Genomic DNA, 23,828 nt, shown 5'->3' on the forward strand with positions numbered 1-23,828 from the left:
ATTGGGAATAAAGGCTACCTGAAAGGTTTCAGGTAGCCTTTTTTGGTTTTCAGGTAGCCTCAGAAGCGGGGCAGGAACATCGCCAAAGTGGTAAAATCCAACTTTCGGTTTTTAGTATGGAAACGGGCGGAAAAACGGCCCGTAATCAGGAAAGTTTGGCAGATATGACAGAACAAACAACGCGCGAGAGTATGCAGTATGACGTGGTGATCGTGGGCGCGGGCGTGGCCGGGCTGTCGGCGGCGATACGGCTCAAGCAGCTCTCGGCCGAGGCAGGCAGCGACATCAGCGTGTGCGTGGTGGAAAAAGGCTCAGAAGTGGGCGCGCATATTTTGTCTGGCGCAGTGTTTAATCCCAAGGCGCTGAGCGAGCTGCTGCCCGATTGGCGCGAGCGCAGTGCGCCGCTCCTGCAGCCGGTGAAAGGCGAGCGGCTGCTTTTCCTCACCGGCCAATCCGCGCTGCCGCTGCCCCTGCCGCCCAGCTTCCACAATCAGGGCAACTACATCATCAGTTTGGGCGTGTTGTGCCGCTGGCTGGCCGAGCAGGCCGAAGGCTTGGGTGTGGAGATTTATCCCGGCTTTGCCGCCGCCGAAGTGCTGTATAGGGAAGACGGCAGTGTGAAAGGCATTGCCACCGGCGATATGGGCATTGGCAAAGACGGCCAGCCCACCGACGCCTACCAGCCCGGCATGGAGCTGTGGGGGCGGCAGACGGTGTTTGCCGAAGGCTGCCGTGGTTCGCTCTCCGAACAGCTGATTGCCAAGTTCCAATTAGACCGCCACAGCCAGCCGCAAACCTACGGCCTGGGCGTGAAGGAAATTTGGGAAGTGCGGTCTGAACAGTCGCAGCCCGGCAACGTGATGCACACCGTGGGCTGGCCGCTGGATGCCCGCACCTATGGCGGCTCCTTCCTCTACCACTTGGCCGATAACAAAGTGGCCGTCGGCTTCGTGGTGGGGCTGGACTATCAAAACCCCTACCTCTCGCCGTTTGAAGAGTTTCAACGGTTTAAAACCCACCCAGCCATCCGCCCCGTGTTTGAAGGCGGGCGGCGCATTGCCTATGGTGCACGCGCGCTCACCGAAGGTGGTTTGCAGAGCCTGCCCAAGCTCACTTTCCCCGGCGGCGTGCTGGCGGGCGATGCGGCGGGTTTCCTCAACGTGCCCAGCATCAAAGGCGCACACACCGCCATGAAGTCGGCCATGCTGGCCGCCGAAGCCGTGTTTGGCGTGCTGCAAAACGGTGCGGCGGAAGAGGGCGCCGAAGCTGCGGCCTATGCCGAAGCCTTCTGCCAATCCTGGTTGCACGACGAGCTCTACCGCGCCCGCAATATCCGCCCCGCCTTCAAATGGGGCTTCTGGCCGGCTATGGGGCTCAACGCGCTGGATGTGTATCTGTTCCGCGGCCGCGCCCCGTGGACCATCGGCCATCACGGCAGCGACCGCGAGAGCCTGAAGCCGGCCGCCGCGTGCCGCCCCATCGAATATCCCAAGCCGGACGGCCAAGTGTCGTTCGACCGCGCCAGCAGCGTGTATCTGGCCAACACCCATCACGAAGAAAACCAGCCGCCGCACCTGAAACTCGCCAGCGAACAGGCCGCCATCGAGGTGGGCTACCGCCGCTTCGTCGCCCCCGAAACGCGCTACTGCCCCGCCGGCGTGTATGAAATTGTGCAGGAAAACGGTAAACCGCGCCTGCAAATCCATGCTGCCGACTGCATCCACTGCAAAACCTGCGACATCAAAGATCCCGCCGCCAACATCACCTGGACCTGCCCCGAAGGCGGCGGAGGACCGAATTACGGCGAGATGTAGCGGCCGGTAGGTTTCAGGTAGCCTTTTTTTTGATGGGTTTGGCAGGAAGCAGCGGATTGGGCGATTTGATTTTCAAGTAGCCTTCATGGCGCCGCTCGGCAGAACTATGCCGATATTCCTTATACACAGAGTAGATAGCTATTCGCTGATATCGGCACCATACCCACTAAGTGTTCGACGTTCTGTTCAATAGGTTTCAAAACCCAATTAGGTTGAACAAACAGGCTACCTGAAGCTTCACACACCAAGCAGGCAAAAGCAAACTCCCCAACCGGCAAGGTTGGGGAGTTTTAATACTGGCGGAGTAGGAGGGATTCGAACCCTCGATACAGGTTTTAGCCCATATGCACCCTTAGCAGGGGTGTGCCTTCAGCCTCTCAGCCACTACTCCGTGTTCGGAACAGCGGATAATATAGGAAGCGTACCTAAAAGGCAAGATATTTTGTGCCCAGGGCGGGTGCTTGGGTTTGATAGACTTGAAGTGTAAAGATTTTTAGCTGACAGAATAGCAGGCAGTTTGCAACGGATAAGCAGCATAAATGTACCAACGGCTTACCGCTTCATCGCTGTTTGCTATAATGTGCAAAGAAATGTTTTGTTCATTTAACGTACTACTGCGTTTGGGAATGGCTTGTGCCGACAAGCAAATTTTTCAGCCGCAACGGATAAATCAATATGAAACGATTGGGTTTTAAGCTGAGCAGCGGTATCGGCAGGGCGCTGTCGCACAAAATCAAACAAACGCAGCGCCTGTCGCGCAAAACGGCGGCGGTGATTTTGCTGTTGATGGGGGCAGCCTTGGTGTCGCTGGTGTCGCTGGGTTTTGCCAAATTGGCGGATTATGCGCTGCATCTGAACGCCAAATGGTCGCAGCGGTATCCGATGGCAGCGTTTGCAGTGTTGCCGGCAGCGATGATGCTGATTGTGTGGTTCACGCGCCGTTATGCGCCTTATACGGCGGGCAGCGGGATTCCGCAGGTGTTGGCCACGCTTTCGATGCCGAAAGTGAAAGGAAGCAACCGCTTGGTGGCTTTGGGGCGCACGGCTTTGAAAATCCCGCTTACGTTTTTGGGCATGTTGGCCGGGGCTTCCATTGGGCGCGAGGGGCCTTCGGTGCAGGTGGGGGCGGCGGTAATGCTGGCATGGGGCTCTTGGTGCAAACGCTACAATTTGGCATTCAAACGCTTGCAGGACAAGGAATTGCTGGCGGCAGGCGCGGCTGGCGGTTTGGCGGCGGCATTCAATGCGCCGCTGGCCGGGGTGATTTTTGCGATTGAAGAGCTGGGGCGTTCGGTGTCGCTGCATTGGGAGCGGCAGATTTTTATCGGCGTGCTGGCTTCGGGCTTTTTTTTGGTGGCGATTGAGGGCAACAGCACCTATTTTCAAGGCGTTAACGCCGGGCAAACGGCAGAGCATATGTTGCGCTGGGCCTTGCTTTGTGCTGCGGTGTGCGGCGTGGCAGGCGGGCTGTTTGCGCGTTTTTTAAGCAAGGGTGCAACTTGGCTGGCGCTGCCGAAATGGCGCAACTGGATGCGCCGGCACCCGATTTGGCTGGCGGGCGTGTTCGGCTTGATGCTGGCCGCATTGGGCGTGCTGTTTAACGGGAAAACCTACGGCACAGGCTATGATGTGGCGGCAGCCGCGCTGCACGGGCAGACGGATTTGGCCTACGGCCTGGCCGGGGCGAAGTGGGCAGCCACGGTGCTTTCCTATTGGGCGGGCATTCCGGGCGGGATTTTCACGCCTTCGCTGGCCATCGGTGCGCTCTTGGGCGTGCACATTGCCCAAGTTGCCGGCGCGGAAGCACCGGCGGCGATTTTGGCCTTGCTGTGCATGGCTGCGTTTTTAGCAGCGGCCACGCAGGCGCCGCTTACGGCCAGCGTGGTGGTGATGGAAATGACGGGCAGCCAGTCGCTGCTGTTTTGGATGTTGGTATCGTCGATTGCGGCTTCGGTGATTGCCCGCCAGTTTTGCCCGCAGCCGTTCTACCACTTTGCGGCAGGGCGTTTCCGCCAACGCGTGCGCGAGGAATTGCAGCGGGAAGAGGAAGCGCGGTTGGCGGAAGGAGCGACAAAGTAATGGAAAAGGCTACCTGAAAATACTTTTCAGGTAGCCTTTTCAGCCTCAAACGGCAGGTTTTAGCGCTGATTGTAAAGGTTGTAATCGTAGCCCACGCAGAAAATGCCTTCCCCATGCGGCGTTCGCAGCAGGGAGGAGAAGCATCTGTCTTCCCTTTTGCCATGCACCGCCTCGCAGGCATGAACAGCTTTCCGTACCGCCCTGTTGCCGTCCCGGTCGTAGGCCACAAAAAAATCCTGCACCGAGCGCGGCCTGGCTACCGCACTAACGAAATGGGCGCAGGTGTTATTGAAAGTGGCAAACACATGACAATTGGGGGAAGAGCAGATCTGTTTGGCTCGTTCGATGGCTCGCTGCTCAGATCTAAAACCGCCAGGCCAAATGATTGCATCTTTCTCGAAATTCCAAGCCAAAGCCATCCAATACGGCGTGGCGCGGAAACGGGCGATACGTGCTTGCACCTCCGCCTCGCGCTGCTCCCAGGCGCGTATTTCGGCGGCGGTGGGGCCGCGGTTGATCGGCTGTTGCCGTACGGCATTGCGCTCGCGTTGTATCCGATCTGCTTCCGACTGCATGATGCCATTAAAGTTGTGCCATTGCTGCGAGCCAACCGGATAGGGGTTGGCATATGCCAAGCCCGCACTGCCCAATAGCACTGCCGCCAATACGCCCGCTGCCGTGTTCATCATGGTTTGCTTCATCTTGCCGCTCCTGTTTGGAAAGGGGGAATAAGGGTATTGCCGATGATCGGATCGTAACAAAAAACAAGATATTGTAAACATCTATCCCGCTGCTTGAAGGCTACCTGAAAAGTGAGGCATGTCGGGCATTGATGCCGGATTATGTGTTTGTATCTGTAAAGTGTCGGGTACCAATGCCCGATCTGCGGGCTACCATTTTCTGCAGGGTGGGCTTTAGCCCACCCTGCACATGTATCGATTTTTCTGTGTGTTGGCTATTGCCTTTAGTTGGCAAAGGGCTACCTGAAAATGGGAAGATATGTTTTTCAGGTAGCCTTTGTTTGTGTTGGAAGAGGCTACCTGAAAAATGCTGCGGCAAAAAAAGCCGCCCGATTGAATGTGTCGGGCGGCTGCTTCTCTAGCTGTTTTGTTGTGGCTTATTTGCCGGCTTTCAAAATGCGGCGGATGAAAATAAGCATACCGCCAATGAAGAAGGCCAAGCCGAGGAATTCGCCTGCGGTGTCCCAGTTTTCGAGGTTCAGCGCCAGTGGGGAGTCTGAGCCGCCGCTGGTAACAGACAGGGCAATAATCAGAGCCATAATCACGCCGATCAAGCTCTCGCCCACAATCAGGCCGGCGGCAAACAGGGTGCCTACGCGTTCGGCATTTTTCTGTTTGGCCTCATCTTTGCCGATATGGCGTTTCAGGAAGGCAGCCATGATGGCACCGATGGCAATCGGCATATTGATAGCCGGCGGTAGGTAGATACCCATACCCACAGCCAGGGTGGGCAGCATCAGTTTGGAGCCGCTGCGTTTGAATATTTCGTTGATGATGATAAGTACCACACCAATACCGATACCGGTGAGGATGTAGTTCCATTGCAGCGAGTGCGAGAAGATGGCTTTGGCGATGGTGGTCATCAGCGTGGCCTGCGGGGCTGCCAGAGCTTGGTTCGGATCCATATCCGGGCGCGGCATGGCGCCGGTGAAACCGTAGGCAGCGTAAAGCAGCTCAAGCACAGAAGATACCACAAATGCACCCACCACACAGCCGATAATCAGCGCCACTTCCTGCCGCCACGGGGTGGCTTTAATCAGGTAGCCGGTTTTCAGGTCTTGCAGGTTATCGTTGGAGATGGAGGCCACGGCCACTACGGCGGAGCCGCAGAATAGGGTGAGCGCCACTAGGAAGTTGCGCGAGCCTTCATCGGCAAACAGGTTGTTGGCACTACCGACACCCAGCAACACCAGTGAAATGGCCACTACGGAGATGATGCCGATGCCAGAAATCGGGCTGGAAGAAGAGCCTACCAAGCCGGCCATATAGCCGCAGGCGGCTGCCACCAGGAAACCGATAACGAAGGCCAGCAGGGTGCAGACCACTACCAGCAGCCAAGCCGTGCCGGTGGGCAGGTTGGCATCAGCCACGAAGTGGTAGAAGGAAAAGCCCAATAGCAGCATCATACCCAGTGCGTAGGCAATCATCGCTTTGGGCGACAAGTCTTGCTCAACGCGTTCCAGTGCAGCGCCCTCGCCGCCTCTGATGGCACGGAACGACATTTTCATGCCTTCGAGGGTGGGTTTGAGCAGGGTAATCAGTGTCCAGATAGCAGCAATACCGATGGTGCCCGCGCCAATAAAGCGCACTTTTTCTTTCCACAGCTGCATGGCGAAAGCGACCATTTCCATATCGGCTGGCTGCGGATTGGTAGCAGAGAAATAGGGGATGGCGATGCCCCAGGCAATCGCAATGCCCACCAGCATGGCAATACCGCTGGCCAGGCCAACCAAATAGCCTGCGCCGAGCAGCGCCAAGGAGAAGCCCATCGGGATTTGGAAAATAGATGCGCCGGCTTTGAACCACAGGCTGGCGCTGTCGGCCACTACGCGCAGGCCGTTGCTGGCGAAACTGAAAATACCGGAAATCACGCCGCCGGTAACGATTTCGCCGATACCACTGTCAGCCTTTTGCGCGGTGTCGGCATTTTCTTCGCCCACCACGCCGTCGCCGCTGCCGACTTTCAAAATCTCAGCCGCAGCCACGCCTTCGGGATAGGGCAAATCGCTTTTCACCACCATGGCATAGCGCAGCGGGATGGTGAAAATCACCCCCAAAATACCGCCGGCCATACACAGCAGAGTGGTTTGCCAAAACGGGAAACCTGTCCAATAGCCGCTCATCAAGAGGCCGGGCAGGATGAAGATCACGGAAGAGAGCGTACCCGCGGCAGAAGCCTGGGTTTGCACCATGTTGTTTTCAAGGATATTACTGCCTTTGGCGAACTTCAAAATTGCCATAGAAATCACAGCAGCTGGAATAGAAGAGGCGAAAGTGAGACCAACTTTCAGCCCCAAATAAATATTGGAAGCGGTGAACACAACTGTGATCAATGCACCCAATATCATGCCGCGCAGGGTGAGCTCCCTGTAGTTGGCATAAGGGTCGTGAGTTGAGAGAGACATAATCTTTACCTTTGGTTGGAATGAGGTTGCATTTTTTTTCGATATTCCGATTATGTCAATAGGAAATTAGCAAATGTAAATAATTATTTACAATTTACTAAAAAATAACAGAAAAGAAATTATGCATGATTATTTGAAATATTTTGATAATAGATTAAATTAATTATATATAACAAAATAATATCATGGTATGAAAAATTATTAATCAGGAAACGCTTGTTGTACGTTAATTTATATTTAACGTAAACTTACATATAGATATAGGGATATATGGTAGAGAAGGGGAAAGTAGAAGAGATATTTTGAGCAGAAAGAGCAGCAGATGCCGGCTAATTGTTTGATAGGGTTATATGCGGACAAGAGAGAGAAAGGCTACCTGAAAATTTCAGGTAGCCTGATTAATAGCGGGCGTTTACAGCACCGATTTCACGGCATTGACAACATTTTCCACGGTAAAGCCGAATTCTTTGAACAGTACGTCGGCAGGGGCGGATTCGCCGAAGCGGTTGATGCCGACGACTGCGCCGTTCAGTCCGACGTATTTGTACCAGCCGTCGGCGTGTCCGGCTTCTACGGCGATGCGCGGCAGGCCTTCGGGCAGGACGGCGGCTTGATAGGCGGCGTCTTGGCGGTCGAATACGTTGGTGGACGGCATGGAAACGACGCGTACTGCGATGTTTTGCGCGGCGAGTGCTTTTTGCGCTTCCAAAGCCAGCTCGACTTCGGAACCGGTGGCAATGATGACGGCTCGGGCGTTGCCTTGGGCTTCGCTGATGACGTAGCCGCCGCGTTTGATGTCGTGCAGCTGTTGTTCGTTGCGCGCTTGGAATTTCAGGTTTTGACGGCTGAAAATCAGGCAGGACGGGTGGTCTTCGGCTTTAGCCGCTTCCGCCCATGCTACCAAGGATTCGGCGGTGTCGCACGGGCGCCATACATCCATATTCGGAATCAGGCGCAGGGTGGCGGTTTGCTCAATGGGTTGGTGGGTCGGGCCGTCTTCGCCGAGACCGATGGAATCGTGGGTGAAGACGAAGACAGGGTTGATTTTCATCAGCGCCGCCATACGCAAAGCGTTGCGCTCGTATTCGCTGAACATCAGGAAAGTCGCGCCAAACGGTTTGACGCCGCCGTGCAGGGCAAGACCGTTCATGATGGCGCCCATGCCGAACTCGCGCACGCCGTAGTGGATGTAGTTGCCGCCTTTTTCGCGGGTAACGGAGACGCTGTTAGACCAGTCGGTCAGGTTGGACGGGGTCAGGTCGGCAGAACCGCCCACCAGTTCGGGCAACTCTTTAGCCAAAATTTCAATGCTGTTTTGGCTGGCTTTACGGGTGGCGATGGTTTCGGCTTTGGCGCACACTTCTTGCAAGGCGGTTTGAATATAGGCGTCGAAGTTTTCAGGTAGCCTGTGTTCCATGCGGCGCACGAATTCTGCGGCTTCGGCAGGATATTTTGCTTGGTATTGCGCAAACAGTTCGTTCCATTCGGCTTCCAGTTTTGCGCCTTGTTCTTTCGCGCTCCATGCGTCGTAAATTTCTTGCGGGATTTCAAAGGCGGGGTAAATCCAGCCCAGATGTTTGCGCGTGGCTTCGATTTCGTCCGCGCCCAAAGGTGCGCCGTGGGTTTTGTGGCTGCCTTCTTTGTTGGCACTGCCTTTGCCGATTAAGGTTTTGCAGCAGATGATGGACGGTTTGCCGGTTTCGGCGCGTGCGGCTTCGATGGCGGCTTGAATGGCGGCGGTGTCATGACCATTTACGTTGGGAACGATGTGCCAGCCGTAGCTTTCAAAGCGTTGCGGGATGTTTTCGGTAAACCAGCCGTCCACTTTGCCGTCGATGGAAATATTGTTGTCGTCATACAAAACAATCAGTTTGCCCAAGCTTAAAGTGCCAGCGAGCGAACAGGCTTCGTGCGATACGCCTTCCATCAGGCAGCCGTCGCCCATGAAGACGTAGGTGTAATGATCGACGATGTTCAAACCGTCTTTATTGAACTCGGCGGCCAGGATTTTTTCCGCCAATGCCATGCCCACTGCGTTGGCAATGCCTTGTCCCAACGGGCCGGTCGTGGTTTCCACACCGTCGGTGTAGCCGTATTCGGGGTGGCCGGGGGTTTTGCTGTGCAGTTGGCGGAAGTTTTTCAGGTCTTCAATGCTCAGGTTGTAGCCGGTCAGGTGCAGCAGGCTGTACAACAGCATGGACGCGTGGCCGTTGGAGAGGATGAAGCGGTCGCGGTTGTAGAATTTGGGGTTGGCGGGGTTGTGGCGCAGGAATTTCGTCCACAATACTTCCGCCATTTCCGCCATACCCATGGGCGCGCCGGGGTGGCCGGAGTTGGCTTTTTGGATGGCGTCGGCGGAGAGGAAGCGGATGGCGTTGGCAAGTTGGGAGGGCATGGTGTTTCCTAAATGATTGGTTTAGATAGAATAATGAGGCTACCTGAAAATTACCCGGCAAGCGAAAACGACGCAAATTATCGCACTTTTACGCAGTGCGTTCAAAACATCAGGCGAACAGTTTTTCCAGCGCGGCCTCAATATCGCGGCGCACCACGGCTTTGCTGCAGTTGCTGTTGATAACCGTATAGCGCTCGGGTGCAGCGGCGGCGCGCTCTAGGTAGCTTTGTCGCACACGGGTGAAGAAATCGGATTTTTCCTGCTCGAAGCGGTCTTTGTGGCGGCTGCGTTCGATGCGTGCCAAGGAAACCTCCAACGGCACGTCGAGCAGGATGGTGAGGCTGGGGCGCAGGCTGCCCTGCACCCATTGTTCGAGCTGGGCAATATCGGCTTCTGGCAGGCCGCGGCCGCCGCCTTGGTAGGCGAAGGTGGCATCGGTGAAGCGGTCGGACACCACGGAGACGCCGCGCTCCAGAGCGGGCAGGATAACACTTTCGATATGCTGGGCGCGGGCGGCAAACATGAGCAGGGTTTCGGCACGCAGGCAGGCCTGGGTTTGCGGGCTGAGCAGCAGGCGGCGCAAGGCTTCGCCCAAGGGTGTGCCGCCGGGCTCGCGGGTGAACAAGACGGGGCGCCCTTGTACGGCAAACCATTCGCGGATTACGGCCAGCTGGGTGGTTTTGCCGGCGCCATCGATGCCGTCAAGGGTGATGAAATGGGCGGTCATTGTTTAACTCCGTTGAAGCTTTGCTTTTAGGTGGCCTGTTGCTGGGAGGAGGCTACCTGAAAAGTATTTTATAGGTTTCAGGTGGCCTTCAGTTTCAGTACCGCTGTTGGCTTGGCTGTTCGCTCGCTTCGTTTGCCGGGGTGGTGTCGCTTTCGATATTGAGGTGTTTGCGCAATACGAAGGCTTGGGCGGCGAGGAAGATGCCCATCAGGATAAGCTGGCCGTAGCTTTTGAAGTGGATAAACAGGTTTTTGGCCTGCTCGGAGGCGTCGTAGTGGTAGAGGCCGAACCAGTAGTGCAGGGCGGCGAGCAGGAGGAAGAAGGCGGCCCAGGCATAGGTGAGGCGCTGCCAGCCTTGCGGGCCGAAGCGGAATACGTCTTTGGCCACGGGCTGCATCAGGGGCTTGCCGATGAGGGCGCTTATGGCCAGGGCGAGGGCGAAGCTGAGGTTGATGATGGGGGTTTTCCATCGTAGGTAGAGGTCGTCGCGCAGGAGGATGGTGGCGCCGCAGAAGAGGATGGTGAGCACGAGTACCGCCCATTGCTGTTTGGTGAGCCGCCATTTTTGCCGCACGAGGTGGATGCCGTATACAACCAGGGTGGCGGCCAATACAGCGGCAGCGCCGGCCAGGAGGCCGAATTTCTTGGAGGCGATGAAAAAGGCGAGGAGGGGGAGGAGGTCGAGCAGGGCGGTCATGTTACGGCCTTTTCAAAATATAGCGGCGGACGTTGGCGTTGTGTTCTTCTAAGGTGCGGCTGAATTCGCTTTTGCCAGTATCGTCCATGCGGGAGACGAAGTAGAGGTAGTCGGCGTTGCTGGGGTGGGCGGCAGCTTGGAGGGCGGCTTCTCCAGGCAGGGCGATGGGGGTGGGGGGCAGGCCGTCGCGGGTGTAGGTGTTGTAGGGGGTGTCGCGCTGGAGGTCGGCGCGGCGGATGCGGCCGTTGTAGGCGCTGCCCATGCCGTAAATCACGGTGGGGTCGGTTTGCAGGCGCATGCCTTTTCTGAGGCGGTTGACGAATACGGCGGCCACGTTGGCGCGGTCTTCTTCGTGGGCGGTTTCTTTTTCGATGATGCTGGCCATGGTGAGCAGCTCGTAGGGGTCTTTATACGGCAAATCGCCGGCACGGCCACTCCAGGCGGATTGCAGCCGGCTTTGCATGTTGCGGTAGGCGAGGCGGTAGATTTGCAAATCGCTGCTGTCGTAGTCGATTTCGTAGCTGTCGGGGAAGAAGCGGCCTTCGGGGTGCTGCACGGCGGCATCGGAGGCGACGGCGGCGAGGAGCTGTTGGTCGCTCCAAGATGCGGTGTCGTGGCGGATGTCGGCGGTTTGGTTGATGAGGCGGCGCATTTGGGCAAAACGCATGCCTTCGATGATGCGCACGGTGACGGTGTCGGGGCGGCCGTTTTTGAGGTGGTGCAGGATTTGCCAGGAGGAGGCGCGGGGCTGGAGGCGGTAGTTGCCGGGCAGGAGCTGTTTGTGGGTGCCGGTGAGGTAGGCGGCGGCCACGAATACCCAGCGGCTGTAGATGGCATCGTTGGCGGCCAGTGTGCGGCTCACGCTGCCGATGCCGCTGCCGCGTTCTATCCGCAGGCGTTGGCTGTGGGTGTCTTTGGGGGCGAAGAGCAGACCGGCAAACAGGGCGGCGGCCAGCAGGATAAGGGCAAGCAGGGAATAAAGGATTTTTTTCAGCATGGGTTTCGGTGTGGCCGATTAAAGGGCGGCAGTATAGCCCAGGGTGGGGCGGATGCGAAGCGGCGGGGCGGTATTTGGTTTGCAAACTATTTTTCAGGTAGCCTGAAACCTTGGCAGCCTGCGCGGGTAAAGGCTACCTGAAACTGCTTTTTTGTTTTTCAGGTAGCCTTTTTGCGCTTTTCAGGCCGAGGCTTAGTCTTCTTTGCCAAACCAGCGTTGCCAGCCTTCGCGGATTGGCGGGGCGATTTTCAGCAGGTATACCAACACCACAATATTGCTCGCCGCCACGATGAAATAAAGCAGGTTGATGCTGTCGAACAGCCACAAAAGAATGGCGGAGAGCAGGGCGGCGGCCACCATGAAGAGGCCGTTGATGATGTTGTTGGCGGCGATGGCATGGGCACGGAATTCTTCGCTGCTGGCGGTTTGCAGCCAGGTGTAGAGCGGCACGGAGAAAAAGCCGCCGCAGAAGCCGAGCAGCACGATGCAGAGCATCACGGCATAGGCCTCGCCGCGCAACAGGAAGCTGCCGATGCCGCTGTATTCGTGGTAGTGCGTGCCGTGCACGAGGGCAACGAGCAGCAGGCCGAATATGGCCATGCCCACCGTGCCCACGGCCACCCAGCCGAGGTTGAGCCGGCGGTGGCTGAGTTTGGCGCACAGCACGGAGCCGCTGCCGATGCCGATGGAAAACAGGGTGAGCATCAGGTTGAACACATTATCGTTGCCGCCCAGGTGCAGTTTGGTAAAGGTGGGCAGCTGGGTGGTGTACACCGCGCCGATAAACCAAAACCAGGAAATGCCGATGATGGCGGCGTAGATTTCGCGGTTGGCAAAGGCTTGTTTTAGAATGGCTTTGGAGTTGCGCACAATGTGCCAGTCGATTTTTGCTTCCGGGGTTTTCGGCGCCACACGCGGCATAAACAGGCTGGAGGCGAGGCCGCCGGCAGCAATGATGAGCAGGAAAACAGATACCGTGGTGCCGCCGATGCCGGCCAGAATGGTGCCCAAAATCTGGCCGAACAGGATGGCGAGAAAAGTGCCGCCTTCCACCAGGCTGTTGCCCACAATCAGCTCGTGTTCGTCCAAATAATCGGGCAATACGGCGTATTTAAGCGGGCCGAACAGGGTGGAATGCAGGCCCATCAGGAAAATGCAGAGCAGCAAAAGCAGCAGCGATTGGCTGAGGAAACCCACCGTGGCCAGCAGCATAATCAGCACTTCGGCCACCTTCACCGCCACTGCCATGCGGCTGCGGTCGAATTTGTTGCACAGCTGGCCAGAGAGGGCGGAAAACAGGAAAAAGGGCAACACAAACAACAGCGCGCTCACGTTAATCATTTGTGCCGGCTCGATGAAGCCGTTTTTGCCCAAACCATAAAAACTGATCATGGTGGCCAGCGCGATTTTAAACAGGTTATCGTTGAGCGCGCCGAGGAATTGGGTGCCGAACAACGGGGCAAAGCGGCGCGATACGGCAAATTTGAAGCCTGGAGTCATGGTTTGTCCTGCGGGGGTGGGGAGTCGGGATGCACGGAATCGTCGTCCATCAGAATGCGGTGGGCAGGGCCTTCCAAATCGTCAGACTGGCCGTTGTGGCCGGACCACCAAAAGAAATAGCCGATCACGAAGGCCAGCACGATGCTGATGGGAATCAGGATAAACACGCTGTCCATCAAAGGTTTCCTTCCAAATCGGTGAGCAGCAGGCTCTGGCCGCCGAGGCGCAGGTATTGCTGTCGGATATCGGCCGCCAGGCCGCCTTCGGCATCATACAGGGCAATGCCCTCGCCATGCGGCTGCCAAACCAGCAGCTGGCCGGCCAAGGATTCCAGTGCGCGGGCAGGCGCGGCGTCTTCCGGCGGCAGCTCGGCTGCGTGCGCTTGAATCATGGCGCTGCCGGAGATGGGCTCATCGTCGTTGTCGGCCATGAGTACGAGGAAACCGAGTAGGGTGCCGTTGGGGGTGCTGAGGGTGAATTGGCACATTTTCAGGTAGCCTTTTATTTCAGGTAGCCTTAGTTGAGTGTGTTATTTGCTGTTGAGCAGCCAATACTGCAGGCCGACCAAGGTTTTGCCATCTTGAATCTGGTTGTTGGCAATGGCTTCCCGCACGGCTTGGCGTGAGAGCAATACGGTTTCGACAAATTCGTCTTGGTCGGGTTTGCGGGTGCTGGTGGGCGTGATGCCTTCGGCGAGGTAGAGATACATTTTCTCGTCGCAGAAGCCTGGGGCGGTGTAGAAGGTATGCAGTAGGCGCACGGATTGGGCGCGGTAGGGGGTTTCTTCTTCCAGTTCGCGCGCGGCGCATACGGCCGGATCCTCGCCGGCATCGAGCTTGCCGGCGGGCAGCTCGAGCAGGGCTTGGCCGGTAGCATATCGCCATTGGCGCACCAGCACCACTTCGTCTGCTTCGGTAACGGCCAGCACACAGGCGGCGCCGGGGTGGCGGATAACAATGCGGTAGCTTTGGTTGCCGTTGGGCAGGCGCACAGTATCGTGGGCAATGGTAACGAATTTGCCGTCGAAAATCGGTTCGGAAGAGAGTTGGGTTTCGGTGAGGTTCATTGCAGTGGGGTGAGGCTACCTGAAATTTTCAGGTAGCCTTTTCTAGAAACAGATTATTGGGAAACGTAGCCGCGCAGTTCTTTGGCCTTGTTGCGGGCCTCGGTGGCGGTGCATTCGAGGCGGGCAAGCTGGCCGTTGTTGCCGCCGCCGGCCTGTTGGGCGGCTTGGGCACATTTGGCTGCGCTGCTGGCGGCCCAGGATTGGTAGTCTTGACCGATGATGTCTTTCACATCGGCAGGCACGCTCTGCCACACATTGCGCAATTCCTGCTGGGCGGCTTGGGCACGCTGGGTGGCTTCAGTGAGCTGGTTGCCGGTGAAAGTTTCGGCTTCCTGCTTGAGGGAGGGGATGCGCTGCTGCACCTCGCGGGTATCGCATTCGATACGCAGGGCTTCCTGCTCCAGCGGTTCGGTGGAGTCGGCCTTGCTTTGGTAGGCGCATTGGCTCTCACGCAGGCGGTTCCACTGGTTTTGGGCATCTTTCAGCTGGGTGCGGGCGGCGGCGGGCAGGGCTTGCCAGGCTTTATTAAGTTCGTCGTGTGCCTGTTTGTTTTGAGTGCGCAAGAGCTCAATGCGGGCTTGCAGGCGGTTTTGGTCGAGTGTGTTCAGCTCTTGCTGGCGGGCTTCTTCGGCAGCAGATTTTTGTTGGGATTCGGCCATTTGTTTAGCTAAATCGGGGGCGGCGACGTAGTAGGCAACGGGGCCTCGCAAGCCTTCAGCAATTTCTTTGCTGGCTACATTGACTACGAGTTTGTCGCCACTGTCGGTTTGGCTGACGGTATAGCTGAGCGGGCCAATGAAGCCGCCTTTGCCATCGGGCTTGAGCATTTCGCCGGCACTCATCAGGCTGTTGTAGTCGGCACCGTCCATTTCGTTTATTTCGATGAAGTCATTGATGCTTTGTTTGATGCGGGTTTGGGCTTCGGGTTTGGGGGCAAGGCGCAGGGTGGCCTCGCAGGCGAGCTGTTTGCTGCCTTCGGAGGCGGCTTGGGTGGTGCGGATGTCAGTGATTTCGAAGCCGAGTTGGTCAAAGGCGGCTCCCACTTCAGATATGTCGGCTTGGAAGTAGGGTAGGCCGCCTACCCCCTCTTTAGAGGGAACAACGGCAGCTTGGATTTGGGCTTTAATTTGTTCGAGAGCTTCTGGCGCCTGGCAGCTGAGGGTGGCGGGTTTAGCTTCTTCTTCTCCTTTGCCGCAGCCAGCGAGGGCAGCGGTGATCAGGAGGGCGAGGACTGGTTTAATCAGGGGTTTCATGTTTAGATTCCTTGATAGGAGATGGATAACAGTATTCTAACCCGCCGTGGTGCGCCGTGGCGGGAATTTTTGCTTGCAGCTAAAGCGTTTTACTTACTGCAGCGGCTCGCCACGTATGCTGTTGGCAGTCCGCTGCTTGGGAGAAGGAAGCATTGCTTGGCTATCGTTGAAGCCGTAGTTTTTCAGGTAGCCTTTCGATGGCTGGAGGAGGCTACCTGAAACAGGAGGATTCGGTTTTCAGGTAGCCTGTGTTTGGTGTGGGCTGAAAGGCTACCTGAAAGTTTGCGTCATCCCGTTGCTATTGCAGCAGCAGCCCGAAGCGGATGCCGATCTTGCGCCATTGGGCGGCATCATCGGCCAGCGCGCCGGCGGTGAGGGGGTTGTCTTCCGGCCATTGGCGGCTGATGGCGAGGGTGTAGTTTTTGTTTTCGTAGCTCAGTCGGGTGCCTGCGGGCAGGGTGTGCGGCAGGCGGGCGCGGCAGAACAGTACGGCCAGGCGCAGGGCGGCCACGGCAAGCCACATGGTGGGGCTGATAGGCAGCTCGGCCATTTTTTTAAAATCGCCGCGCTGGCCGAGCACTAGGGTGGCAAGGATTTGCTGCTCTTGGCGGGAAAATCCGGGCATGTCGGCTTGCTCGAGGATGTAGGCGGAGTGCTTGTGATAGGCGGTGTAGGCAATGTCGGTGCCGATTTCGTGCACGAGGGCGGCCCAGCGCAGGTATTGTTGCCAATAGTGGCGTTCTTTTTCGGATTCGCGTTCGGCGAGCATGTCGAAGAACTGGGCGGCGAGGGCGGCCACGCGTTGGGCTTGGTTTTGGCTGACGTGGTAGCGCTGTTGGAAATGGGCGATGGTTTGCTCGCGCATGTCTTCGTTGAGCTGGCGGCCGATGAGGTCGTAGAATACGCCGTCGCGCAGGGCGGCGTCGGTTACGGTCATGCTGTCGATATCGAGCTCGGCGAATACGGCGCTCATCACGGCCAGCCCGCCGGCGAATACTTCGATGCGGTCGGCTTTCATGCCGTCGAATTTGGCTTTTTTGGCGCTGCCGGCTTCAATCAGGCGGGCGGCGATTTTTTGCAGGGCGGCGGGAGTAATGCGGTTGTCTTCGGGATTGGCGGCGGCAATGAGGTCGCGCATGGTGCGGGCGGTGCCGGAAGTGCCTACGGCCAGCTGCCAGCCGGTGCTTTTTAACAGCTTGGCAATGCGCTGGATTTCGCTGCGGGCGGTGTTTACGGCTAGCTTGAAGGATTCGGCGGATACTTTGCCTTTGGGGAAGAAGCGCAGGCTGTAGCTCACGCAGCCGAGGTTGAGGCTTTCGGTGATGTCGGGCTGCAGGCGGCTGCCGATTACGAATTCGGTGGAGCCGCCGCCGATATCGACCACCAGCATTTGCCCGCTGCCGGGCGGCAGGGTGTGGATGACGCCGGTGTAGATAAGGCGGGCTTCTTCGCGCCCGGCGATGATTTCGATGGGGAAGCCCAAGGCGGCTTCGGCGCGGGGCATGAAGGGGGCGATATTTTTGGCTACGCGGAAGGTGTTGGTGGCCACGGCGCGCACCTGCTCGGGCGGAAAGCCGCGCAGGCGCTCGTGGAATTTGACCAGGCAGGCCAGTGCCCGCTCTTGGGCGGCTTGGTCGAGTTGTTTGTGTTCGTCCAGCCCGGCAGCGAAGCGCACCATATCTTTGATGGAGTCAACGATTTGCAGCTGCCCATTGTGGTTGGTGCAGATTTGCAGGCGGAAACTGTTGGAGCCGAGGTCTACCGCGGCCAGCATATTGGCGGGGATGGTCATATTGCTTGTGTTGGATAGAAAGAGTGTATCTTACCTTGCGGCGCCTAGTGTGTCATTATGCTGCGGAATTTCAGCTCGCCTCTAGGGGAAGGCGGCTTTGTTATAATGCGCTTGAGGCTACCTGAAAATTGGTTTTCTATTTTTCAGGTAGCCTGCGTTATGGTTTACACCCTGCCGCCGCGCCTGCAAAATGCGCTGGAACACGGCAGCGACGAACAGCAGCAAATCCGAACCCGCCGCGAGTTCGGCCAAGAGTTGGCGCTATATCAAAACAGCAAAAGCCGCCCCTACATCCACCTGCTCGACGGCGGCCTCACCGACAACCTCGGTTTGCGCGGCCTGCTGGAAGCCGCTGAAATCTATCCCAGCCATACCCTATACCGCCAGCTGGCCAACCAAAACGTGCGCAAAATCATCGTAATCAGCGTGAACGCGCAAAACCAGCCCGACAGCATCATCGACCAAAGCGCCAAAGTGCCCGGCCTCTACGATGTGTTGGGCGCCATCATCAACGTGCCCATCGACCAAAATTCGCAGGAGTCGCTACGCCGCATCCGCGCCGTGGCCGACCAATGGAACAGCCAGGCCGGCAGCCGCAAAGGCCATCCGATCAGCATGCATTTCGTGAGCCTCAGCCTGCGCGACTTGCCCGATTCCCCCCTGCGCAAAAACGTGCTCAATATTTCCACCAGCTTTTACCTGCCGCGCGAAGACATCAACAACCTGAAAGAGGCTGCCCGCGTGCTGATGCGCCAATCGCCCGAATACGCCCGGGTGCTGGCTGCCTTATCGAAAGAAGCGGGGTCAGAATCAGGGGCTCAAGAAGGCTCGACTGCTTCGGCTCAAGATGCCTGCAAAAACGGCACAGCGGCAGCTAGGGCGGATTGCTTGGAGGAAGGTAAGGCAGAGTGAGGATAGTTGGTTAAGCTGAAAGGCTACCTGAAAGATTTCAGGTAGCCTTTTATAGTGGGTGGATAAGCCAAGACATGCTGGGTTGCCTTACCGTATTGATCAGCTTTCAGGTAGCCTGCTTTTTACGTGCACCCCACACAAACAGCGCCACACCCGCCCATACCCACAGATAGCCGGCAAACTGCATACGGCTGAACGGCTCGTGGAAGGCGGTGAGGCCGAGTAGGAATTGCAGGCTGGGCGAGAGGTATTGCAGTATGCCGATGGTGGTGAGGCGGATGCGTTGCGCGGCAGCGGCAAACAGCAGCAGCGGAATCATGGTGGCGGCACCGCTGCCAATTACAATGGCCAAGGGCAGGGGTGGCAATTGGGTGAAGACCAGGCTGCCGTGCCAATAATGCCAGCCCAGATACAGGAGGGCAAAGGGCAGCAACATCAGTGTTTCCAGCGTGAAGCCGGGCAGGGCTGGCAGCGGGGCAAGTTTACGCAACAGGCCGTATATGCTCCAGCTCACGCCGAGGCCCAGTGCAATCCAAGGCATCTGCCCGCCCCATGCAGAAAGCCATACCACGCCCACGATGGCTAAAAGAATGGCGCCGATTTGCAATGGGCGCAGGGCTTCGCGCAGAAATAGGCGGCCGCAGAAGATGCTGGCGAGTGGTGCGATGAAGTAGCCTAGGCTGGCTTGCAATACCTGCCGTTGGGTGATGGCGGCCAAATAGAGCAGCCAGTTTGTTGCCAATAGGGTGGAACAGAGGGCGAAGGCGGTGAGGGTTTGGCGGCTTTTGATGGCTTGTGCGAGCTGGGTGCGGGCGGAAGGTGAGCAGGCTACCGTGCCGATGGCGAGCAGCGATGCCCATACGATACGGTGCGCCATCAGTTGCCCGGCGCCGATGAGCTGGCCGACCAGGGGCAGCCAGTAGAGCGGGAAAAAGCCCCAAATCAGATAGCAGCCGATGACGCAGTAGAGGCCCCGGCGGTATTCGGTGGAGTGGGTGGTATTCATGATGTGTTGGTGAATGGTGTAGAGGCTACCTGAAAATCCGTCGGGCGGTTTCAGATAGCCTCTATACAGCTGTTTGGCCGTTACATCAGGTTCAAATCACTTACACGCTCGAAGATGTGCGTACTTTCGCGGCCTTCTTCGTAGAGCTTGATGCGCAGGCGCAAGTCGTTGGCGGATTCGGCCTGGCGCAGGGCTTCGTCGTAGTCGATTTCGCCGTTGATGTAGAGGCGGAACAAGTCTTGGTCGAAGGTTTGCATGCCGTCGTCCTCAGCGCGTTCCATCAGCTCGCGAGCCTCAAGCAACTGGTTTTTGAATACGTGATCCTGCATAGCGGGGGTGTTGATAAGCAGGTCGATGATGGCATTTCGGCCTTTGCCGCCTTTTTTCAGCACCAAACGCTGGCCGATAATGGCCACTAGGTTCAACGCCAAGTCCATCAGAATTTGCGGATGCCGTTCTTCCGGATACAAGTTCATAATACGCTCAACGGTTTGGCTGGCGTTGGTGGCGTGGATGGTGAAGAAGCACAAGTGGCCGGTTTGCGCCAGTTGCAGGGCGTACTCCATGGAGTGTTCGTTACGTACCTCACCCACGCAGACTACATCGGGCGCCTGACGCATGGCGCTTTGCACGGCCGCACCCCAGCTGTGGGTATCAAGGCCGACTTCGCGTTGGGTGATGATGCTCTTGATCGGGCTGTGAATATACTCGATCGGGTCTTCGATGGTTACGATGTGGCCGGCGGAGTGTTTGTTACGCCAGTCGAGCATCGCGGCTTGCGAAGTGGATTTGCCGGAACCGGTGGGGCCGGCCAGAATAATCAGGCCGCGCTTGCGCATGGAGAGCTCTTTGAGCACTTGCGGCAGGCGCAGGTCGTCTATGGTGAGAATGTTGGTGGTGATGCGGCGCATTACCAAGCCGATACGGCCTTGCTCGTGGTAGGCGTTCACACGGAAACGGATACCGTTTTGCGATTGCAGGGAATAGTTCAGTTCCCACTCCACCGGGAATTTGGCTTTCTGCTCGTCGTTGAAGGTGGAGTAAACGATTTGTGCGGCTTCTTCTTCGGCGAGCGGTTTTACCGGAATCGGCACCAGCGTACCGTCGATTTTGAACGAAGGCGGGAAGTTGCTGCTGATGAAGATATCGGAAGCGTTGCGTTTGAGCGATTCATCGGCCATTTTTTCCAGTAGCGGGTGCAGTTTGGCGCGCTCGCGGGTTAAGTGCTGGTTCGGGCCGTGGCCAATAGGCTGTGCCGGCGCGGCATGCAGCGGCGGATGGCTAGACACGGCTGGTGCGGGACGGGCGGTAGGCTGCTGCGGGGCAGTCTGAGCCAGAGTCGGTTTGGCTGGGGTCTGCATTGGTTGGACGGCATGGGGTGCAAGGGCTGCTGCGTATTTAGATTTAAGTTGCGGCTGCGGTTGTGCTGCTTGCGGCTGCACTGGTTGGGCAGGCGGCGTAATGGGCTGTGCCACGAAACCTGGTTCAATCAATTCCGGTTTGCCGAATGTGCTTTCGGGCAAATCGGGCAGCGGCGGAATATCGAGCGTACCAGTGGCCAGCTGGCTTTCCATGGAAGCCAAATTGCCATTCGGCATCATGGCGGCAGTAACGGGAGTGGGTTCGGGCGGTAGGTCGTCGCGTTGGTTGGCCATTTCGGAGAGCAGCTCGGCCAAGTTTTGTTTGTGCTGATCGTTTGACATGATGTTTTCCCTTGTACGATTGTCGGTTTAGACGAGTTGGTCGGGGTTCTGCGCTTTGGCGCGGGCGGCATCGATGCTGATGATGCCGCGTTTGAGCAGGGCCTGCAGGGATTGGTCGAGCGTCTGCATACCGTGTGCTTGGCCGGTTTGCAGGGCAGAACCGATTTGGGCGATTTTGTTTTCGCGGATCAGGTTGCGCACGGCGGCGGTGGAAATCAGGATTTCGTGCGCTGCCACGCGGCCTTTGCCGTCTTTGGTTTTGAGCAGGGTTTGCGAAATCACGGCGCGCAGTGATTCGGAAAGCATGGAGCGCACCATCTCTTTTTCGCCGGCGGGGAACACGTCGATAATACGGTCCACGGTTTTGGCGGCACCGGTGGTATGCAGGGTGGCGAATACCAAGTGACCGGTTTCGGCGGCGGTAAGCGCCAAGCCGATGGTTTCCGGGTCGCGCATCTCACCCACCAGGATGATATCCGGGTCTTCACGCAGTGCGGAGCGCAGAGCGTTGGCGAAGCTGTGGGTGTGTTGGTGCAGTTCGCGTTGGTTTACCAGGCATTGTTTACTCTGGTGCACAAACTCGATCGGGTCTTCGATAGTGAGGATGTGGTGGTGATGGTTTTCGTTGATGTAGTTGATCATCGCTGCCAGGGTGGTGGATTTACCGGAACCGGTGGGGCCGGTTACCAGCACCAGGCCGCGCGGCTGGTCGGAAATTTTTTGGAATACTTTGGGCGCGTTCAATTCTTCCAGTGTGAGTACTTTGCTGGGAATAGTACGGAATACGGCAGCCGGACCGCGTTCGGTGTTGAATGCGTTCACACGGAAACGGGCGATGTTGGGCAGTTCGAAGGAAAAGTCGGTTTCCAGCCGTTGTTGGTAGTCTTTGCGCTGGTGGTCGTTCATGATGGAAGAGATCATGTTGCCCACTTCTTCGGCGCTCATTTCCGGCAGGTTGATGCGGCGCACGTCGCCGTGCACGCGGATCATAGGTGGTAGGCCAGCGGAGAGGTGCAAGTCGGATGCTTTGTTTTTCACGCTGAACGCGAGTAGGTCGGTAATCTGCATGGCGTTTGAAACTCCCTTTTCAGTAATTTTTTTGCAGTTTTGCTAAAAACAGTTCATTGTAAATACAGATGGCGGGATAAATAAAGGAAAACTTGTATTTTCATGTAAAATTGGCGGTTATCTGAAACAGGATACAGGGTTTTGGCATGTTTCTGGCTATTGGCCGGGATGATGCCCAGTCAGACAGAGGCTACCTGAAAATCCATTCTGTTTATTTTTCAGGTAGCCTCCTGCAATCTACCGGCTAATCAAACGCCATTCCAAACACCCTTTCTTAATCATGATGACCCCGCAACAAAAAGGCCTAGCCTGGACGGCGGCGATGGCGCTGTTTATGCAGTCGCTGGACGCCACCATTTTGAACACCGCGCTGCCGGTGATGTCGGCGAGCCTGCACGAATCGCCGCTGCAGATGGAGCTGGCCATCATCAGCTACGCGCTTACCGTGGCCGCGCTGATTCCGCTATCGGGCTGGCTGGCCGACCGGTTGGGCACGCTCAACGTGTTCCGGCTGGCGGTGGCGGTGTTTGTGCTCGGTTCGGTGGCTTGCGCCGTGTCGCCCACGCTGGATTGGCTGGTGGCCGCGCGGATACTGCAGGGCGCGGGCGGTGCGCTGATGCTGCCGGTGGCGCGGCTGGCGATTATCCGCACTGTGCCCAAATCGGAATTGGTGGCGGCGTGGAATTTAATGTCGATGACCGGCCTCATCGGCCCCATCGTCGGGCCGATTTTGGGCGGCTGGATGGCGGTAAACCTTTCTTGGCACTGGATTTTCTTCATCAATATCCCCATCGGCCTGTTCGGCATCGCCATTGCCGGACGCTATATGCCCAATGTGCGGGCCGCCGTGCAACCCTTGGATTGGCTGGGCTTTTTGCTGTTTGCCGGCGGCCTGGTGGGGATTACCTACGGGCTGGAGCTGGCGGCGGAAAACCTGCACAACGGCCGCCGCGCCCTAGTAGTTATCGGGTTGGGCGCGGCGGCCATGTGGCTGTATGCCGCGTATGCGCGGCGTGCTAAAAACCCGCTGCTGCCGCTTTCGCTGTTCCGGGTGCATACGTTCAGCGTCGGGCTGGCGGCAAACCTGATGTTCCGCGTGCTCTCTTCCGGCATTCCCTTCCTGGTTCCGCTGATGCTTCAGGTAGCCTTCGGCTACAATGCCGAAATGGCGGGCTGGATGCTGGCGCCGGTGGCATTGAGCTCGATTCTGATGAAGCCGTTTACCGCGCCGATTCTGGTGCGCTTCGGCTATAAGGCCACGCTCTTGGGCGTGGCCGTGGCCATGTCGGCCGTGGTGGCCGCGCTGTCGCTGCTCGATTCGCGCAGCTCGATAACGTTTTACATGCTGCTGGCCACCTGTTTCGGCCTGTGCCAATCCCTAATGTTCACCGCCATCAACACTCTGACTGTTGGCGATTTGTCGGACGAAGAAGCCAGCGCAGGCTCGACCATGCTCAGCGTGGTGCAGCAGGTGGGCATCGGCATCGGCATTGCCGTGGCCGCCGTGATTTTGGGCGCATACCGTGCCGCCGTGGGTGAAACCGGCGCGCTGCTGGAACAGGCCTTCAGCTACACCTACCTGTCGCTGGCCACCTTCGGCCTGGTGCTGCTGTGGCTGCTGGCCAAACTGCACTCCGGCGACGGCGGGCATTTAAACCGTAAGGCTACCTGAAA

19 protein-coding genes and 1 tRNA gene are annotated in these 23,828 nt (G+C 57.5%); 4 read left to right on the plus strand and 16 right to left on the minus strand.

Annotated elements, in window-relative coordinates; translation table 11 throughout:
• The first annotated feature begins 164 nt into the window (after positions 1-164).
• On the plus strand, positions 165-1,814 hold the full coding sequence (locus tag A7P97_RS04185; protein WP_067530515.1) for an electron transfer flavoprotein-ubiquinone oxidoreductase: 1,650 nt from the start codon (positions 165-167) through the stop codon (positions 1,812-1,814).
• A 297-nt stretch (positions 1,815-2,111) separates the two neighbouring features.
• Here the strand turns inward: A7P97_RS04185 and A7P97_RS04190 are convergent.
• Positions 2,112-2,205 (minus strand) — tRNA-Ser (locus A7P97_RS04190).
• 284 nt (positions 2,206-2,489) lie between these two features.
• Between A7P97_RS04190 and A7P97_RS04195 the strand changes: the two genes are divergently transcribed.
• Positions 2,490-3,893 carry a chloride channel protein gene (locus tag A7P97_RS04195; RefSeq protein ID WP_067530516.1) on the plus strand — a complete coding sequence of 468 codons (1,404 nt, stop codon included), beginning with the start codon at positions 2,490-2,492 and terminating at the stop codon, positions 3,891-3,893.
• Positions 3,894-3,952: 59 nt separating this feature from the next.
• On the opposite strand, the gene A7P97_RS04200 is transcribed toward A7P97_RS04195, so the two are convergent.
• The 12 genes from A7P97_RS04200 to ppx form a co-directional block, all read right to left on the minus strand.
• Entirely contained in the window at positions 3,953-4,594 is a 642-nt protein-coding gene (locus A7P97_RS04200; RefSeq protein WP_067530517.1) for a DUF4189 domain-containing protein, read from the minus strand.
• A 416-nt stretch (positions 4,595-5,010) separates the two neighbouring features.
• Positions 5,011-7,038 (minus strand): OPT family oligopeptide transporter, encoded by a 2,028-nt coding sequence (locus tag A7P97_RS04205; RefSeq protein ID WP_067530518.1) that lies wholly within the window; start codon positions 7,036-7,038, stop codon positions 5,011-5,013.
• A 412-nt stretch (positions 7,039-7,450) separates the two neighbouring features.
• Positions 7,451-9,433: a transketolase gene (gene tkt / locus A7P97_RS04210; protein ID WP_067530519.1), complete on the minus strand. Its 1,983-nt coding sequence runs from the start codon at positions 9,431-9,433 to the stop codon at positions 7,451-7,453.
• Positions 9,434-9,542: 109 nt separating this feature from the next.
• A complete protein-coding gene (tmk, locus tag A7P97_RS04215) occupies positions 9,543-10,160 on the minus strand; it encodes a dTMP kinase (protein ID WP_067530520.1) in 618 nt (205 codons plus the stop codon).
• Between the two features lie 94 nt (positions 10,161-10,254).
• Positions 10,255-10,857, minus strand: a complete 603-nt coding sequence (locus tag A7P97_RS04220) for an inner membrane-spanning protein YciB (protein WP_067530521.1) — start codon at positions 10,855-10,857, stop codon at positions 10,255-10,257.
• A gap of 1 nt (position 10,858) precedes the next feature.
• Positions 10,859-11,854, minus strand: a complete 996-nt coding sequence (gene mltG, locus A7P97_RS04225; RefSeq protein ID WP_067530522.1) for an endolytic transglycosylase MltG — start codon at positions 11,852-11,854, stop codon at positions 10,859-10,861.
• Positions 11,855-12,046: 192 nt separating this feature from the next.
• Positions 12,047-13,354 carry an MFS transporter gene (locus A7P97_RS04230; RefSeq protein WP_067530523.1) on the minus strand — a complete coding sequence of 436 codons (1,308 nt, stop codon included), beginning with the start codon at positions 13,352-13,354 and terminating at the stop codon, positions 12,047-12,049.
• Entirely contained in the window at positions 13,351-13,530 is a 180-nt protein-coding gene (ccoS, locus tag A7P97_RS04235) for a cbb3-type cytochrome oxidase assembly protein CcoS (RefSeq protein ID WP_067530524.1), read from the minus strand. Before ccoS ends, A7P97_RS04230 begins: the two co-directional genes overlap by 4 nt.
• The gene (locus A7P97_RS04240; protein ID WP_067530525.1) at positions 13,530-13,841 is read right to left on the minus strand and encodes a hypothetical protein; all 312 of its coding nucleotides are present in this window, start codon (positions 13,839-13,841) and stop codon (positions 13,530-13,532) included. The genes ccoS and A7P97_RS04240 overlap by 1 nt, the downstream gene beginning before the upstream one ends.
• Positions 13,842-13,883: 42 nt before the next feature.
• Positions 13,884-14,420, minus strand: a complete 537-nt coding sequence (locus A7P97_RS04245) for an NUDIX hydrolase (RefSeq protein WP_067530526.1) — start codon at positions 14,418-14,420, stop codon at positions 13,884-13,886.
• Between the two features lie 53 nt (positions 14,421-14,473).
• The gene (locus A7P97_RS04250; RefSeq protein WP_067530527.1) at positions 14,474-15,673 is read right to left on the minus strand and encodes a lysozyme inhibitor LprI family protein; all 1,200 of its coding nucleotides are present in this window, start codon (positions 15,671-15,673) and stop codon (positions 14,474-14,476) included.
• Positions 15,674-15,971: 298 nt separating this feature from the next.
• Positions 15,972-17,465, minus strand: a complete 1,494-nt coding sequence (ppx, locus tag A7P97_RS04255; protein ID WP_067530528.1) for an exopolyphosphatase — start codon at positions 17,463-17,465, stop codon at positions 15,972-15,974.
• Positions 17,466-17,624: 159 nt separating this feature from the next.
• On the opposite strand from ppx, the gene A7P97_RS04260 reads away from it, so the two are divergent.
• The gene (locus tag A7P97_RS04260) at positions 17,625-18,377 is read left to right on the plus strand and encodes a hypothetical protein (protein ID WP_185737518.1); all 753 of its coding nucleotides are present in this window, start codon (positions 17,625-17,627) and stop codon (positions 18,375-18,377) included.
• Positions 18,378-18,483: 106 nt separating this feature from the next.
• Here the strand turns inward: A7P97_RS04260 and rarD are convergent, their stop codons facing one another.
• The 3 genes from rarD to A7P97_RS04275 all read right to left on the minus strand — a co-directional run bounded on the left by rarD (position 18,484) and on the right by A7P97_RS04275 (position 22,154).
• Positions 18,484-19,383, minus strand: a complete 900-nt coding sequence (gene rarD, locus A7P97_RS04265; RefSeq protein ID WP_067530529.1) for an EamA family transporter RarD — start codon at positions 19,381-19,383, stop codon at positions 18,484-18,486.
• A gap of 80 nt (positions 19,384-19,463) precedes the next feature.
• A complete protein-coding gene (locus tag A7P97_RS04270) occupies positions 19,464-20,630 on the minus strand; it encodes a PilT/PilU family type 4a pilus ATPase (RefSeq protein ID WP_369799156.1) in 1,167 nt (388 codons plus the stop codon).
• 483 nt (positions 20,631-21,113) lie between these two features.
• The gene (locus A7P97_RS04275; RefSeq protein WP_067525785.1) at positions 21,114-22,154 is read right to left on the minus strand and encodes a type IV pilus twitching motility protein PilT; all 1,041 of its coding nucleotides are present in this window, start codon (positions 22,152-22,154) and stop codon (positions 21,114-21,116) included.
• Positions 22,155-22,434: 280 nt separating this feature from the next.
• On the opposite strand from A7P97_RS04275, the gene A7P97_RS04280 reads away from it, so the two are divergent.
• Positions 22,435-23,826 (plus strand): DHA2 family efflux MFS transporter permease subunit, encoded by a 1,392-nt coding sequence (locus A7P97_RS04280; RefSeq protein WP_082887596.1) that lies wholly within the window; start codon positions 22,435-22,437, stop codon positions 23,824-23,826.
• Positions 23,827-23,828 lie beyond the last annotated feature (2 nt).

Source organism: Eikenella sp. NML070372 (assembly GCF_001648415.1).
Classification (GTDB): Bacteria; Pseudomonadota; Gammaproteobacteria; order Burkholderiales; family Neisseriaceae; genus Eikenella; species Eikenella exigua.